Annotated in this window: 13 protein-coding genes; 4 read left to right on the plus strand and 9 right to left on the minus strand. The window is 64.4% G+C overall.

The window, feature by feature from the left end; all coding sequences use genetic code 11:
* Positions 1–26: 26 nt before the first annotated feature.
* The 7 genes from QWY74_RS10460 to QWY74_RS10490 all read right to left on the minus strand — a co-directional run bounded on the left by QWY74_RS10460 (position 27) and on the right by QWY74_RS10490 (position 11,562).
* Positions 27–650: a CerR family C-terminal domain-containing protein gene (locus QWY74_RS10460; RefSeq protein ID WP_264826441.1), complete on the minus strand. Its 624-nt coding sequence runs from the start codon at positions 648–650 to the stop codon at positions 27–29.
* Entirely contained in the window at positions 647–3,736 is a 3,090-nt protein-coding gene (locus QWY74_RS10465) for an efflux RND transporter permease subunit (protein WP_290314276.1), read from the minus strand. The genes QWY74_RS10460 and QWY74_RS10465 overlap by 4 nt, the downstream gene beginning before the upstream one ends.
* Before the next feature lie 34 nt (positions 3,737–3,770).
* Complete coding sequence (locus QWY74_RS10470) at positions 3,771–4,763, minus strand: efflux RND transporter periplasmic adaptor subunit (protein ID WP_290314277.1); 993 nt, start codon at positions 4,761–4,763, stop codon at positions 3,771–3,773.
* A gap of 710 nt (positions 4,764–5,473) precedes the next feature.
* On the minus strand, positions 5,474–5,788 hold the full coding sequence (locus QWY74_RS10475; protein WP_290314278.1) for a hypothetical protein: 315 nt from the start codon (positions 5,786–5,788) through the stop codon (positions 5,474–5,476).
* 98 nt (positions 5,789–5,886) lie between these two features.
* A complete protein-coding gene (locus QWY74_RS10480; RefSeq protein ID WP_264826435.1) occupies positions 5,887–7,167 on the minus strand; it encodes a ribonucleotide-diphosphate reductase subunit beta in 1,281 nt (426 codons plus the stop codon).
* 121 nt (positions 7,168–7,288) lie between these two features.
* Positions 7,289–10,189, minus strand: a complete 2,901-nt coding sequence (locus QWY74_RS10485) for a ribonucleoside-diphosphate reductase subunit alpha (protein ID WP_290314279.1) — start codon at positions 10,187–10,189, stop codon at positions 7,289–7,291.
* A 458-nt stretch (positions 10,190–10,647) separates the two neighbouring features.
* On the minus strand, positions 10,648–11,562 hold the full coding sequence (locus QWY74_RS10490; RefSeq protein ID WP_264826432.1) for a LysR family transcriptional regulator: 915 nt from the start codon (positions 11,560–11,562) through the stop codon (positions 10,648–10,650).
* 180 nt (positions 11,563–11,742) lie between these two features.
* Here QWY74_RS10490 and QWY74_RS10495 point away from each other — a divergent pair, with 180 nt between their 5' ends.
* Both QWY74_RS10495 and QWY74_RS10500 read left to right on the plus strand, forming a co-directional pair.
* Positions 11,743–12,516: an MliC family protein gene (locus QWY74_RS10495; protein WP_264826431.1), complete on the plus strand. Its 774-nt coding sequence runs from the start codon at positions 11,743–11,745 to the stop codon at positions 12,514–12,516.
* Positions 12,517–12,853: 337 nt separating this feature from the next.
* Positions 12,854–13,456 (plus strand): FMN-dependent NADH-azoreductase, encoded by a 603-nt coding sequence (locus QWY74_RS10500; RefSeq protein WP_290314281.1) that lies wholly within the window; start codon positions 12,854–12,856, stop codon positions 13,454–13,456.
* Between the two features lie 55 nt (positions 13,457–13,511).
* Here QWY74_RS10500 and QWY74_RS10505 read toward each other — a convergent pair whose 3' ends face one another.
* Both QWY74_RS10505 and QWY74_RS10510 read right to left on the minus strand, forming a co-directional pair.
* Positions 13,512–14,582 carry a metal-dependent hydrolase gene (locus QWY74_RS10505; protein WP_264826429.1) on the minus strand — a complete coding sequence of 357 codons (1,071 nt, stop codon included), beginning with the start codon at positions 14,580–14,582 and terminating at the stop codon, positions 13,512–13,514.
* Between the two features lie 4 nt (positions 14,583–14,586).
* Entirely contained in the window at positions 14,587–15,126 is a 540-nt protein-coding gene (locus QWY74_RS10510; RefSeq protein ID WP_264826428.1) for a DNA-3-methyladenine glycosylase I, read from the minus strand.
* A gap of 96 nt (positions 15,127–15,222) precedes the next feature.
* Here QWY74_RS10510 and QWY74_RS10515 point away from each other — a divergent pair, with 96 nt between their 5' ends.
* On the plus strand, positions 15,223–15,663 hold the full coding sequence (locus QWY74_RS10515; protein ID WP_264826426.1) for a VOC family protein: 441 nt from the start codon (positions 15,223–15,225) through the stop codon (positions 15,661–15,663).
* A gap of 12 nt (positions 15,664–15,675) precedes the next feature.
* Positions 15,676–16,128, plus strand: coding sequence for an META domain-containing protein (locus tag QWY74_RS10520; RefSeq protein WP_264826425.1), 453 nt, complete (start codon positions 15,676–15,678; stop codon positions 16,126–16,128).
* Positions 16,129–16,195 lie beyond the last annotated feature (67 nt).

Genomic DNA, 16,195 nt, shown 5'->3' on the forward strand with positions numbered 1-16,195 from the left:
ATCACCCAGTGCTATCGTGCGTGCTGTCACGCGTCCGGCTCGAATAGCCGCAGATGCGAGACCACCACCTCTTCCATGGCTTCAAGGGTGTTGTCATCGATCTGCTGCAGGGAAAGTCGACGCAGCAGTGGTTCGCGGGCGATCAGGAAGAAAACGATCTGGCCGACCAGGGTGTGGGTCTCCAGCGTCGTGACGGGGTCCTCGATACCCCGGCCGGTCAGGCAGGCGATGTGCTGGCTGAGGGTGAGCTGCACCACTCCGAAGGCCTGATGCTGGAGGACCTCGAAGGCGTCGCTGGGGTGAAGCTGCTCGCGCATGACCATCAAGAGCCACTGGCGGCATTCGACGTCGGTGGCGAAGGTGCGCACCATGCGCCGCACCAGGCGTTCGAGCTCGCGGCGTGCCATGGCGCGGTCTTCCGGCACGGCGGCGACTGCCTGGATGCCCAGGCGCTCGCGCAGGGCGCCGGCGATGTAGCGGGCCGCGGCCAGGTAGAGGCCATGCTTGTTGTCGAAGTAGTAGGCGATGGAGCCGATATTGGCCTGCGCCGCGTCGGCGAGCATACGGGTGGTGGTGGCCTTGTAGCCATGTTCGCCGAATAGCTGAATGCCGGCGCGGATCAGCCGTTGGCGTGTACTCTCATCGGTCATGGCGACACTCCCGGGCGCGTGTCGATACGGAAGAACAGGGTGTAGAGCATAGGGACGACGCCGAGGCTCATGATGGTACCGATGCCCAGACCGCCGGCCATGGCGGCCGCCATGCCGTAGAACAGGGGATCCCGTCCGAGGATCAGGGGCAGAAAGCCCAGCACCGTGGTGATCGCCGACATCAGTATCGGCCGCAGGCGACGCGCCGCGGCCTTGATCACGGCATCGCGTTGCGTTTCATGGTCTTCCAGTTGGAGGCGTTCGATATCGATGCGGTCGATCAGCACGATGGCATTGTTGATGATGATACCCGCCAGGCTATAGAGCCCTAGCATGACCATGAAGCCGAAGTCGGCGCGACTGGCCAGCAGGCCCAGGGCGACCCCGACGATCACCAGCGGGATGGTGGTGGTGATTAGCAGCGGTCGCTTGAAGGAGTTGAACTGGGCGACCAGCAGGATGAAGATCAAGCCGATGCACAGCGGCAGGTTGGCCTGCAGCGCGGCCTGGCCTTCCGCCGATTCCTCGACCACGCCGTCGAACTCGATCCAGTGCCCCGGGGGCAGTTCATCTTCCAGCTGGCGCAGTGCCGGGGTGACCAGCGGCACCATATCCTCGGCCGTACGGTGCTGGTTGCGGCCCTCGATGGTGATGGTGCGTACCAGGTTTTCGCGATCGATGCGGTAGTAGCCCTTATCCAGGCTGACTTCGGCGACCTGGTTGAGCGGCACCCCGGCCGCGGCGCCGGCCTCGGGATAGACGACCATGGATTTCAGGCGCTCCAGGCTGCCGCGTTCGGTGTCGTCGTAGCGCAGCATGATCGGCACCCGGTCGTCGCCCTCGCGGTAGTCACCGAGCTGGAAGCCATTGAGGCCGCCCTCCAGTGAGCGGGCGATATCCCGGGAGGTGATATCGGCGCGGCGGGCCTGTGCCTGGTTGACCTCAATGGTCAGGGAGGCGATGCGGGCTTCCCAGCTGTGGCGAATGTCCCGGGCGCCATCGATGCCATGCAGGATGTCCTCGACCCGCCGGGCGGTCTGAAACAGTACACCACGATCGGGCCCCTTGACCTGGACTTCCAGCAGGGTGCTGTCGGAGGGGCCCAGAAACATCCGTGTGACCTGAGGCGAGATATCCGGGTGCTGGCTGGCCAGATAGTGCCGCGTGGCCTGGATAACGGCATCCACCCGGTCGCGATCATGCACGTTGAGCACCATGACCCCCTTGTTGGGCGCCGGGTCGATGGGCGTCAGCGACAACACGAAGCGCGGACCGCCGAAGCCGGCGTAGGCGGCCACACTGGCGAGGTCGTCGCGCAGCGCCGGAACATCGAGCAGTGCTTCGCTCAACTGGCGGACGCGACGATCGGTGGCATTGGCGGCAATGTCGGAGGGAAAGTCGATGGTCACCAGGACCTGGCTGCGATCCGAGTCGGGAAAGAACTTCTGGGGCACCAGCTGCATCATGAAGACACCGCTGGCCAGCACGCCGGCCATCAGCATCAGAAAGAGGATCCGATGATGCAGCAGGTGGCGCAGCAGGCTGGCATAACGGGCCGCGACCCAGCCGAAGGCGCGGTTGGAGATCGACGGAGCTTCGGTTGCAGCGGAGGCCGGCCGCTTGAGAAAGCGGTGACACAGCGCCGGGGTCACCGTCAGCGACAGGAACCACGAACTCAGCAGGGTGATGGCGATGACAATGGAAATCGAGCGGGTGTATTCGCCGGCCTCGTGTTCGGCCAGCATCAGGGGCAGAAAGACCAGGATGGTGGTCAGGGTGGAGGAGAGCAGTGGCATGGCCAGCTCACTGCCGGTTTCGGCCAGCGCCCGGTTGCGTGAGGCGCCTGCCTCCAGTCGGGTCTTGAAGTCTTCGGCGACGACGATCGCGTTGTCCACCAGCAGGCCCAGGGCGATGACCAGGGTGGCCAGGCTGGCGCGTTGCAGGGTCATCTCGGTCAGTCCCATGACGGCGAGCGTGACCAGCATGACGGCAGGTACCAGGGAACCCACGATGAGCCCCGTGCGCACGCCAAGGAACAGCACCACCACGGCCAGCACGATGGCCAGTGTCTGGATGACACTGGCCGTCACCCCGTAGACCGCATTGGCGACCTGGTCGGGCTGGAAGGTCATGATGTCCAGGGAGTAGCCGGCCGGCAGGGTGGTGCGCAGGTCATCCAGGCGCGCCTGGATGGCGTGGCCGAAGTCCAGAACACTCTGGCCTTCCAGCATGGAAATGGCGAAGACGATAGCCGGCTCGCCGTTGAAGTAGGCCGTGCGGTGGGCGGGGTCCTGGTAGCCGCGCCGAAGCTCGGCCAGGTCGCGCAGGCGCAGTGTGCTGCCGTCGGGCAGGCGAATCTCGCTATTGCCCAGCGCCTCGAGATCCTCGAACTCGCCGCTGACTGCCAGGGCCAGGCGCTGCTCGCCGGTATCCAGCACGCCGCCCGGTGGATAGATGTTGCGCCCCTCGATCTGGCTGGCCAGCGACGAGGGCGACAGGCCGCTCTCGACCAGGCGGGCGGCGTCCATGTCGACGAAGATGCGCTGCTCCTGGATGCCCAGCAGCTCGACCTTGCCAGTGCCCTTGACGCCATAGAGGGCGGCCCGAATGTGTTCGGCCATTTCCTGCTGAGCGGCCTGGGGGAAGTCCTGCGCGGTCAAGGCGGCGGTGACCACCGCTACGTCGCCGAAGTCATCGTTGATCACCGGCTCCTGAGCGCCGGCAGGGAGCCGAGGGCGAGCGGCGTCGACCTGCTGGCGAAGCTCGTCCCAGATCTGATCCAGATCGAAATAACGGTCCTTGATCTCGACGTGAAGAATCGAGCGGCCGCGCATCGAGGTGGAGCGAATGCGCTCCACTTCGCCGATGGTGCGGATGCTTTCTTCCAGCGGCTTGCTGATGTGCTGTTCGACCTGCTCCGCCGGCAGGCCGGGGTATTCAGTGGTCACCAGAGCCTCGCGGATGGTGATCTTCGGATCTTCGCGGGCCGGCATGTCGAAGTAGCTGAACAGGCCATAGAGCATGGCAATCAGTGTCGCCAGATAGAGAACCGGGCGGCGGCGGTGAGCAAGCTGGCTGAGGTTCATGACACTTCCCGGTTGTCAGGCGCGTCGGCGGCGCTCAGTTGTAGCGTTCCGGCGCCTTGTCGAGCAGGCTGACCACCTGGCCGGGCGCCACGAATTCCGCGCCGCGCGCGACGATACGCTGCCCCGGCGCCAGGTCGCCTCGTACCCGCGCCTGTTCGTCGCCGAGCTCGATCACCCGAACCGCGACCCGCATCAACTCGCCACTTTCCGCAATACGCAGCACATGGACCTGTTGGGCGTCGTCATGGACCAGCGCGGTCAGCGGGATCGACAGAGTCTTGGTGTCGTCGGCATCCGTGGCGGGCGTGAGCTGCACGTCGGCGGTCATGCCGGCGCGCACGCCGGGTGGCGGACTATCCAGGGCGAGCGTGACCGGGTAGGTGCTGGACGCGCCCGGCTGGGTGCCCAGTCGGGCCAGGGTGGCGGAGAGCCCGCTAGCGTCCAGTGCCGGTAGGCTGACGCGCTGTGTCGAGCCGATCTCGAGACGGTCGATGAGGGTCTCGGGCACCCCGGTGGTGACCTCGAAGCCTTCGCGATGGGAGATGACCTCCAGAATGGTCTGGTTCGCCGCGACGCGCTCCGCCGGCTCGGCCCGGCGTGCACTGACCGACCCATCGTACGGCGCTTCGAGGATGGTCTGTTCGAGGTCGCGCTCGGCGATCTGCACAGCGGCCTGTGCCGAGGCATGGCGTGATTGGGCCGTGTCCAGTGCCGACCGGGCGCTGTCGAGCTGACTGTCGCTGGCGTAGTCGCTCTCGGCCAGGCGCGACTGGCGGCGAAAGGTCTGGCGAGCTTCTACCAGCGCGGCCTTGGCCTCGCTGGCCTCGGCCTGGCGCTGGCCGGCCACCAACCGGTAGCGCGCGTCGTCGAGCCGTGCCAGCACATCGCCGGACTGGAAACGCTCGCCGGCGTCGACCTCGAGCTGCGCGAGCTGGCCGGGGACCTCGAAACTCAGGGTGGCGTGTTCGGCGGCCTCTACCCGGCCCGCGAGATGCGTGACCGTCTCGCCGCTGCCGCGCTGAATCACGTGGCTATCGACGACTCGTGGGGTCGCTGAATCCTTGGGCTCTTCCGCTGTACAGCCGCTCACTCCCGCGGCGAGCAGGATGAACCCGAGCAGGAGCCACATGGGGCGATGCGAGGAACGGCGAGGTGCGCAGGGCATGGCAGCAGTCCGTTAAGAGACAGGTAGCCGGTGAGGGCGTCAAGTGAGCCTCATTTTATTAATCATTTGATTAAACCGCAAGCCAGCATCGGCCCGCCAGGTCGTTGGCCGCCGGTGGCATCGGTTGGCTGGCAGGGCCTGAGAGTGCTCTCAGGCCCGGGCGTGCGGCATGGCAGTGGTCGTTGCGGCCTCAGTTGTCATCGGGCTTGCGGTAATGCCCGGGGACGGTGACACGGTCGCCGTTGGCGGTGTGACGTACATGGGTAGGGACATAGACGCGCTTGATGACGCTCTTGCGTTCGGTCATGGGAGGTCTCCTTGACACTCGACTCGATGCAACGGACCCCCATAGCCTAGCGTCATGAGCGGATGAGAATCAATATTGTTAATCTTCCTGATAGTCTCGATTTTTGCTTTACCGGCGAAACCAGGGGGTTGACTCGCTCATTCTAGAGGGTGGTGAGCAGAATGGCGCTGGCTTGCCAGGGGACAAACGACATCTTGAGCACGCGGCGGGGCCAGCGTGGCGGGGGAGTCACCATGCCGGCCCCGCCTGGCCATGGGGCGTCGAGTTAGTGGAAGCGTCGTGATTCGTCTTCCAGGCGGGTGAAGCGCACCGGCGGGTTATACTTCTCGTCGTCAGAGGCGCGCTCGGGTGCCGGACGCACTCGCCAGCCTCGGCAAGTGGCCCATTCCTTCAGGCCGCTGTAGTCGAGCAGCGGGAATTCACCGGTGTAGGGGTTGGGCCGGTTGGAAGGAAAGGCGTTGGCCACATGCGGATAATGGGCCAGTGCAGCTTCTCCACCATGGGCTTCCAGGGCGCGGTCCAGTGCGGACTGCCAGTCCTGGGCTTGGCGTTGCGTTTGCTTGCCTTGATGTACCTGCATCGAACTACCCTCCGTTTTACACCATTCGTCGTGTCTTCTGTGAGTAACGTGCCTGGTTTTGCCAGGGGCTGCCGGCGAGCCGGTCAGCCCCCGGCGAATCAGTCCCAGCTCAATGCACCACCGACCTGATATTCGGTGACGCGGGTCTCGAAGAAATTCTTCTCCTTGCGCAGGTCGATGATTTCGCTCATCCACGGGAAAGGGTTGGCCGCTCCCGGGAACTGTTCCTTGAGGCCGATCTGCGCCAGCCGGCGGTTGCAGATGAAGTGCAGATATTCCTCCATGATGGCGGCGTTCATGCCCAGCACGCCGCGCGGCATGGAGTCCCGGGCGTAGGCGATCTCGAGCTCGGTGCCCTCGAGGATCATCTGGGTGCACTCGTCCTGAAACGCGGGCGTCCACAGGTGCGGGTTCTCGAGCTTGATCTGGTTGATCATGTCGACGCCGAAGTTCAGGTGCATGGACTCGTCGCGCAGGATGTACTGAAACTGCTCGGCCACGCCGGTCATCTTGTTGCGCCGGCCCATGGAGAGGATCTGGCTGAAGCCGCAGTAGAAGAAGATGCCTTCGGTCACGCAGTAGAAGGCCACCAGGTTGCGCAGCAGCTCCTGATCGGTCTCGGGCGTGCCGGTGTGAAAATCCGGGCGCGCCAGTGACTGGGTGTGCTTGAGGCTCCAGGCCGACTTGGCGGCCACCGAGGGAATCTCGCGGTACATGTTGAAGACTTCGCCTTCATCCATGGACAGCGACTCCACGCAGTACTGATAGGCGTGGGTGTGGATGGCTTCCTCGAAGGCCTGACGCAGCAGGTACTGGCGGCATTCGGGGTTGGTGATCAGGCGGTACAGGGCCAGTACCAGGTTGTTGGCCACCAGCGAATCGGCGGTGGAGAAATACCCCAGGCTGCGCTCGACGATGCGCCGCTCATCCTGGGTGAGGCCATCGGCGCTCTTCCACAGGGCGATGTCGGCGTTCATGTTCACTTCCTGGGGCATCCAGTGGTTGGCGCTGCCGTCCAGGTACTTCTGCCAGGCCCATTCGTACTTGAAGGGCACCAGCTGGTTGAGATCGGCGCGGGCATTGATCATCTGCTTGTCGTCGACCTCGATGCGCGCCGCGCCCATCTCAAGCTCTTCCAGCCCGGCCGCGACATCCAGCTCCTCGAGGGACTGCCGGGCCCGCGCCAGACGGTCTTGCTCAGCCACCTGGTACATCGCCGCACTGTCACGCACCTCACCCACCGCCGAAGACGCCGGCTCGTCAGACGTCATGGCCCCCGAAGCCAACGGCTGCTCCGGCTTTTCCTGAGGCTTGTGTTGCGGCTTCGGCGCCTCCGTCGTCGCCGTATCATCCTCGTGAAACTCATCCCAGTTGATCATGCTCTTCCTCGTTCCTCGGAAGTGAAGAGGTCAGAGGGAAGGCGCCCTGCGGGCGGAAGAAAGGCCATTCTCTTCCTTCTTCATCGGCGCAAAGCGCCGTCTTCTCTCTTCACTCTTGATGTTATTGGTACGCCTCGCAGCCGAGTTCGTCGATATCGCCGGCGGAGGGCGCTCGGGAGCCGCCGCCGCTCTTGCCCTGCAGGAAGTCGTCGATGCCGCGGGGCTCCTCGGGCCGTGGCGCCGTCTCGGCGGGCGGGGCCGCCGAGGGCGCGGCGTTGCTCACGGCGTTGAGGTTGCCGCGCTCGACGGTGGATTTCTCCACCGCGGTGGCCCCCAGGGCGCGCAGGTAATAGGTGGTCTTCAAGCCGCGGAACCAGGCCATGCGATAGGTCACGTCGAGCTTCTTGCCGGAGACGCCCTGGATGTAGAGGTTCAGCGACTGAGCCTGGTCGATCCACTTCTGGCGGCGCGCGGCGGCCTCGACCAGCCACTTGGGTTCGACCTCGAAGGCCGTGGCGTACTTGATCCTGAGGTCCTCGGGCACCCGGTCGATGGCCGCCACCGAGCCGTCGTAGTACTTGAGGTCGTTGATCATCACCTCGTCCCACAGGCCGCGGGCCTTGAGGTCGTTGACCAGGTAGGCGTTGACCACGGTGAACTCGCCCGAGAGGTTCGACTTGACGAAGAGGTTCTGATAGGTGGGTTCGATGGACTGCGACACGCCGCAGATGTTGGAGATGGTCGCGGTCGGGGCGATGGCCATGATGTTGGAGTTGCGCATGCCCTGGGCGCCAATCTTGTCGCGCAGTCGGCCCCAGTCCTGGGTGGTCGAGGTGTCGACCTCGAGATACTGGGCGCCGCGCTCGGTCTTGAGCTTGTCGATGGAGTCGATCGGCAGCAGGCCCTGGCTCCACAATGAGCCGTCATAGCTGGCGTAGCGGCCACGCTCGGCGGCCAGGTCGCTGGAGGCCTCGATGGCGTGGTAGCTCAAGAGCTCCATGGAGCGGTCGGCGAACTCGACGGCCGCCTCCGAGGCATAGGCGATGTCCAGGCCGTAAAGGGCATCCTGAAAGCCCATGATGCCGAGCCCCACCGGGCGGTGCTTGAAGTTGGAGCGCTCGGCCTGGGGCACCGCGTAGTAGTTGATGTCGATCACGTTGTCGAGCATGCGCACGGCGGTGCGCACCGTCTTCTTCAGCTTCTCGGCGTCGAGGCGGCCCTCGGTAACGTGCTGGGCCAGATTGACGGAGCCCAGGTTGCAGACCGCCACCTCGTCGGCGGAGGTGTTCAGGGTGATCTCGGTGCACAGGTTGGAGCTGTGGACCACGCCGGCATGCTGCTGGGGGCTGCGCAGGTTGCAGGGGTCCTTGAAGGTGATCCAGGGGTGGCCGGTCTCGAACAGCATCGACAGCATGCGGCGCCACAGGTCCTTGGCGCGCACCCGCTTGAACAGCTTTAGCTCTCCCGTGCGGGTCATCGCCTCGTATTGCAGGTAGCGCGTTTCGAAGGCCGCGCCATACAGGTCGTGCAGGTCCGGGCAGCTGGCCGGCGACAGCAGTGTCCATTCGCCATCCTCGAAGACACGCTTCATGAACAGGTCCGGCACCCAGTTGGCGGTGTTCATGTCGTGGGTGCGGCGGCGGTCGTCACCGGTGTTCTTGCGCAGCTCGAGGAACTCCTCGATATCCAGGTGCCAGGTTTCCAGATAGGCGCAGACGGCGCCCTTGCGCTTGCCGCCCTGATTGACGGCCACCGCGGTGTCGTTGACCACCTTGAGGAAGGGCACTACGCCCTGGGACTTGCCGTTGGTGCCCTTGATCCAGGAGCCGAGCGCGCGCACCGGCGTCCAGTCATTGCCCAGGCCGCCGGCCCACTTGGAGAGCAGGGCGTTGTCGCGGATGGCGCTGTAGATGCCATCCAGCTCGTCCGGCACCGTGGTCAGGTAGCAGGAAGACAACTGGCTGCGCAGGGTGCCGGCGTTGAACAGTGTCGGCGTGGAGGCCATGTAGTCGAAGCTGGACAGCAGCTCGTAGAACTCGATGGCGCGTGCCTCGCGGTCGTCTTCGTCGAGGGCCAGGCCCATGGCCACGCGCATGAACATGACCTGGGGCAGCTCGTAGCGTACCTCGTCGCGGTGGATGAAGTAGCGGTCGTAGAGGGTCTGCAGCCCCAGGTAGGTAAACTGGGCGTCGCGGGTGTGGTCCAGCGCATCCCCCAGGCGCTCCAGGTCGAATTCGGCCAGACGCGGATCGAGCTGCTCGAACTCGATGCCCCGGGCGATGTAGGCCTTGAAGGCGGGGCGATAGAAATCCGCCATCTGTTGGTAGGTGGCCTCGTCGGCGACGCCCAGAAAGGACAGGGCCTCGCGACGCAGGTTGTCCTGCAGCAGGCGTGCGGTGACGTAGGTGTAGTTGGGCTCTTTCTCGACCAGGGTGCGCGCGGTCATCATCAGCGCCTGGGAGACGCCCTCGACACTGACCCCGTCGTAGAGGTTCTTGAGCGACTCCTCGACGACGCGGGCCGGCTCGACATTGGCGAGGCCCTCACAGGCATCGAAGACCAGGGTCTCGATACGCCCCAGGTCCAGCGGGCGGGTAGTGCCGTCCGGGCCGGTGACGTTGAGGGTTGGATGCGGCTTTTCAATGTGCGTGGCGGATTCGGCCCGGGCACGGGCGTGTTCCTCGCGATAGAGCACATAGGCGCGTGCCACCTTTTGCTCACCGGCACGCATCAGGGCGAGTTCGACCTGGTCCTGGATGTCCTCGATATGCAGGGTGCCGCCATCCGGCAGGCGACGCTGGAAGGCCTGCTCGATGCTTTGCGAGGCTCGCTGCACGAAATCACGCACACGCGATGAGGTGGCGGCGTGATCGCCTTCCACCCCAATGAAGGCCTTGCTCAGCGCCACGTTGATCTTGCTGCTGTCGAAGGGCACCACATCGCCGGTGCGCTTGATGACCCTCAGGGTCCGCGGCGCGGTGACGGAGACAGAAGAGCGATCCGGAGTGGCGGTGGAGTCCATGGTGGTGAGGTCCCTGGCGTGATGGCAATGAGTGGATGGCGAGTCCTGAGGCGTGTCGATGGACGTTGAAGGCCGCCGTTGTGCGCTTGTTGACAGTCTTGCTGCCTTCTGCTTCCAGTTACTCCATATAGTGATTCGCAAGGCTTGAAGCACAAAATAGTGTGCTCCCTTCGGGGCTTCAAGTGGATAAGTTTGTGGATGACCTGTGGTCAACTGCCCGATTGGCCAGCTGTCGGCATGGGGGACGCATGGTTGCGGCGCTTGGCGAGAAGGTGAATTTTTTTGTTGGTATTTCCCGCTGAGATGAGGACGCATCATGGTCCACGAAGCGGCGCCCTTTGAGGGCATCGACGCGAAAGACAGGTTGTCAGTGGGGCACGAACAGGAGGGCGGGGCCATCGGGGGCTTGCGTTCCTGGAGCCGTTGTAGCCTGGAAGATGTAGCCAGGAAAAGACGGCTCAGGCCGGCTTGATACCTTCCAGCACGGCAAAGGAGGTCTCGCGTGCGGTGCGCAGGAAGTCCACCATCCAGGGCGTCTCGCGCGTCTCCTCACGGATTGCCGCGAACAGCGTGCTCCAGACGCCGTGCTCGCCCAATGCGACCGCCTTGACGTAATCCCGCTCCAGGTACTCGGTCAGGGCCCAGTTGGGCAGGGCGCAGACGCCCCGGCCACTGGCCACCAGCTGCATCATCATGATGGTCAATTCGGCGGTGCGCACTTCGCGCGGGGTGACGCCGGCCGGGTCGAGAAACTGCGTGAAGACATCCAGCCGGGCATGTTCCACCGGGTAGGTGATCAGGGTTTCCTCGGCCAGCGAGGCGGGGCTGACAAATGGCTGGCCGGCGAGAGGGTGATGACGCGACACGGCGAGGAGTCCCTGGTAGCGGAACAGCGGCTCGTAATGCACGCCGGGCAGCGGCTGCGGGTCCGCCGTGATGACCAGGTCGAGTTGTTCCCTGGGCAGCGCATCCAGTGGCTCGAAATGATGACCGCCGGGAATGTCGACCTCGACTTCCGGCCAGTGGTCGCGGAAGTGGTCCATGGTTGGCATCAGCCACTGAAAGCAGCTATGACACTCGATGGCCATGTGCAGCCGGCCCTGCTCGTTGCCGGCCAGGCGGGCCAGATCGCGCTCGGCCATGCGCACCTGGGGCAGCACCTGTTCGGCCAGCTCCACCAGGCGCTGCCCGGCCCGCGTGAAGGTGACCGGGCGCGTCTTGCGCTCGAACAGTGGACTGCCCAGGCGCTCCTCCAGATCCTTGAGCTGGTGGGAAAGCGCCGACTGGGTCAGGTGCACACGCTCGGCGGCCTCGACCAGTGAGCCGGCGTCACGCAGGGCAATGAGGGTGCGAAGGTGGCGTAGTTCGAGCATTGTCTTGAGAATCGTTCATGCTAATGAAGGAAAAGCTTAGTGTGATTCAGTCGGTTTGGCCAGCGAGAGCGGCGCTGCGAACCCGTGTTGACGAGTCAGGGGCTGGTCGTCGGAGTCAAAGCATCCGCTGCCTGTTATGCTTTCGACACCATGGATCGTCAATGTACAGGGAATACTGCCATGCTGTGTATCTCTCCGTTGGGCCGCGTTGTCCTGCCTTCTCTTCTGGTTCTGGGGCTCGCTGGTTGTGCGAGCTCGCCGAGCAGTTCGTCTTCCGCGGGGGCGCCACTCCCGCCGGTGACAGACAAAAGCGACGCAGCCGCCGACAAGTCGGGCGCCACGGAAAGCCAGGCTCCCCTCCTGCCGTCCACGTTATTTCCGGGGGAGGCCGAGCGCTTCGAAGGCTGGCAATGCGACCCGGATCAGAGCCTGGTGACCGCGCATGGTGAGGAAGAGCTGCGGCTCTGGTCGGCGCATGGGGCCTACCGTCTCATCCCGGCGGTGGTGGCCAGCGGGGCGCGCTATCAACAGGGTGATCTGAGCTTCTGGTCAAAAGGCAGCGAGGCCACGGTGGAGAGTGACAATGGGCGCCTGACATGCGAGCAGCAAAGCCGCCACCAGGCGCTGACCCGCGAATCCTATCCCGGTGTGATGTTCCAGGCTCGCGGCAACGAGCCGGGCTGGACGGTAGAGCTGGCCAATGACCAACCACGCATCAGCATGTCACTGGACTACGGCAATCGCGAGGTCACGCTGCCCTACCAGGTCGAGGTGCTCGATAACGACTCAGGAAGTGTGGTGCTGGCCAGTGGCCAGGCTGCACGGCCCTTCGAGCTGCGCATCGAATCGCGGGCCTGCTTCGATGACATGAGTGGGCAACCCTGGCCGGCCAGGGTCACGCTGACGATCAATGACGAGGTCTATCGAGGCTGTGGTCAGGGGATCGCTCCCTAGGAGCCTGTCGGATTTGACCGATCGTCGCGAGAATCACGGATTTCGAGACAAGTTTATCGATCTGATGAGGCGAATAGCCCGCTATTTAACGAATCAGATCGAATGAAATTGGCCGAAAGCCCGGGTTTCGTAGCAAATCAGCGTTAAGTCCGACAGGCTCCTAGTCCGGGTCGGTTGGCGGCCGGGGTCTTGCCGGGCAGTCGGCGCGGAGATGGCGTGCGGGTATGATCATTTCGTTTTTGTCGAATGATTCCTGCGTTTTTTCGCGCTTATCATCGAGAAAAACGAATTTATACTGAGGCTGTTCTTCATTGATGCCGCATTCAGGGAGGTCATCATGACCCGCAAGATTCTCGTTCTGACATCGTCGATTCTCGACGGTAACTCGCTCGCCCTGGCCGATCACCTCTCCGCACAACTATCCGGTCGGGATGAAGTCGCGGTGACCCGGCGTGACCTGGTGGCCGATGACCTGCCGCACCTGGGGTTTGCCGAGCTCTCCAGCTGGCAGGTGCCGGCGGCGGAGCGCAATGCCGAGCAGCAGGCGCTGGCGGCTCACTCCGATACGCTGATCGATGAGCTGCTGGCGCATGATGTGCTGGTGCTCGCCGTGCCCATGTACAACTTCGGCCTGCCGACCCAGCTGAAGGCCTGGTTCGATCGGGTGCTGCGTGCCGGCGTGACCTTCCGCTATACCGAAAGTGGCCCCGAGGGCCTGGTCGATGGCAAGCGTGCGCTGATTCTGGCGGCACGAGGCGGTCAGTATGTGGGCACCCCGATGGATACCCAGACGCCGCATCTGCAGCATATGCTGGCGCACATCGGGATTACCGAGGTCGACACCGTGTTTTCCGAGGGGCTGGCGATCGGGGAGTCTCAGCGCGAAGCCGCCATGGGGGAAGCGCGTCAGGCGATTGACGCCCTGGCCCAGCAGATCTGAGGCGCCGGACAGTGAGGTGTGCAGCGGGCGGCCCTTGGGTCGCCCGCGTCGTTTCCTACCCGCAGCGGGGCGGGACCCGCTCCACCCAGTGTGACGCGATGTGGTCGCTGAGACAGAAGCCGACGTCCGGCGCGAACATGCGCTCGACCAGGTGACGCATGGCGCCGCGCCTGTCACCTTCGCCGGCGGGCAGCTGGCGTGTTGTCGCCAGAGGCTGCCAGCGGTCGGATTGTCGTTCGGCCAGGGCAAAGTTGAACGGTTGGAAGCCGGGAAATCCCAGGCGTAGGTCGGTGGCCATCAGCACCTGCCGATTCTCGAGAGTGGCGGTGTCATAGCGCAGGAAGGGGCCGGCGAACCAGTCCAGGCGCTTCCCGGCGGCGCTCCCCATGGCGACCGGCTCCAGCTCGGCACCCCGCGAGAAGGTTTCCAGATAGGGCGGTTGGCCGCCGTCCAGCACCCCTATCAGGGACTCATGGTAACGGTCTCCCTCCACGATGGTGGCGCGCCACAACAGGATATTGAAGGGAGTGGGCTGCACCATGCGCGGCGCGCTGATCAGGCCGCGTTCGGCCAGCACCGGCTCCAGGCGGTGTTCGACCAGGCTCTTGGCGCCCAGTGCGGCCAGCAGATAGACGCAGGACAGGGTCAGCCCCCGGGTCGGGGCGCGTCTGCCATTGCCGGTGAACATTGCAATGATGATGCCGATCAGCAGGGGCAGGCTGAAGAAGGGGTCGATGATGAAGACCAGTGGCTCGGCGCTGGGTCGTACCGTCAGTGGCCACCAGATCTGAGTGCCGTAGGCCGTCAGGGCATCCAGCAGCGGATGGGTGAGCAGGCATAGCCCGAAGAAGGCCAGCCAGCGGCCGGCACCGATATCACGCCAGGGGGTCAGCCAGCGGCTGAGCAGTGCCAGGGCCGTCGCCAGGCCGGCGAGCACGAACAGCGAGTGGCTGAAGCCGCGATGCTGGGTGACGTTGGCCACGGCATCGCCATAGTCGATGACCACATCCAGATCCGGCAGCGTGCCGAGCACGGCGCCGAACAGGATGGCGCGTCGTCCGAGGCGCCTGCCCAGCACCACGCCCCCGATGGTGGCTCCCAGGGCGGCCTGAGTAACGGAGTCCATGTGCTTACCTCGTCTGCGCCCAGGGCGGCCGGCTGGCCAGTATACGCGCCTGCACCGGGCAGCTATCCCGGTGGGCGCCGGGCAGGTAGCCGGCACTCATCAGGAATTCGCCGACGATTTCCGGGCCGGTGAAGCGGAAGGTGCGCTTGAACAGCTTGACCCAGTCGGGATGGGCCAGCGGGTGGTGGTCATCCAGCCAGGCCTTGAAACTGCCGTGGTCGCGTTGCAGCTGTTGCACGACCCGGGCGTTATGAATGGCGGCATCGACCTTGAGGCGGTTGCGGATGATGCCGGCATCGTTCAGCAGGCGGGCTCGCTGATGCTCACCATAGGCCGCTACCCGGGGGATGGCGAAGGCCTCAAAGGCGGCCTGGAAGGCGGCGCGTTTCTTGAGCACGGTCAGCCATGAAAGGCCGGCCTGATTGATTTCCAGTATGAATCGCTCGAAAAGGGCGTCATCGCTCTCCACGGGAAAGCCATACTCGTGGTCATGATAGGGGCCATGAAATGCATGACCGGGCGCCAGATCACAGTAATCACTCATCAAGCATCGCTCTTCGGGGGAGTGGCGGCGTCGCCAGAGCCGCGGAACAATGACAGAATGCCCGCAACGCTGCGCATTGTGAACAAGGAGATAGGCATGCAATACCTGCACACCATGGTTCGGGTCGCCGATCTGGAGGCGTCCCTGCACTTTTATTGCGACCTTCTGGGGCTTCAGGAGGTGCGCCGCAAGGAGAATGAAAAGGGCCGCTTCACTCTGGTCTTTCTGGCGGCGCCGGCCGATGAGCCACGCTCGACGGAGCAGCAGTCGCCCGAGCTCGAGCTTACCTGGAACTGGGACCCCGAGACCTACACGGGCGGACGCAACTTCGGTCATCTGGCCTATCGTGTCGATGATATCTATGCGCTGTGCCAGCACCTGCAGGATAATGGCGTGACCATCAACCGGCCGCCGCGCGACGGGCACATGGCCTTTGTGCGCAGCCCGGACGGCATTTCCGTCGAGCTGTTGCAGGCGGGCGACGCACTTGCGCCCAGGGAGCCGTGGGCTTCCATGGACAACACCGGCAGCTGGTAAGGAATCTCGACGATGATCGCCGTTTTACGCCATTTTTCGTGCATGACGCTCCTGGCGCTGGGCCTGGGGCTGGCGGGTTGCGCCAATGATGCGCCGACCTCTTCCGTGGAGCCCACCGAGGAGGTTTCCGGCCCCATGGTCGGGCCACGCTGGAACCTGCTGCTGGTGGGCACCAGTGAGCGGCTCGAGCTTTCGCCGACCCCTTACTTTCAGATCGGCGCGGATGGTCGGGTCAGCGGCCATGACGGCTGCAATGCCTTCAAGAGCAATGTCTCGCTGGGCGACAACCAGCGCATCGAGTTCGGTCAGCTGGCCTCCACACGCAAGGCCTGCCCGGACATGCAGGACGCGCAGCGGGTCACCGCCATGCTCGATGATGCCTACCGTTATCTGATCGATCACGGTCGGCTGGTCTTTTTCGGACCGGATCAGCGTGTGCTGGGCGGTTTCCGGCGCGTCGACTGACGCCCCGTCCTGCCGCCCAGGAAAACGCCCGCCCCGAATCGGGGCGGGCGTTGATGCATCCGCGGCT

This window comes from Halomonas almeriensis, from assembly GCF_030409235.1.
GTDB classification, from domain to species: Bacteria; Pseudomonadota; Gammaproteobacteria; order Pseudomonadales; family Halomonadaceae; genus Halomonas; species Halomonas almeriensis.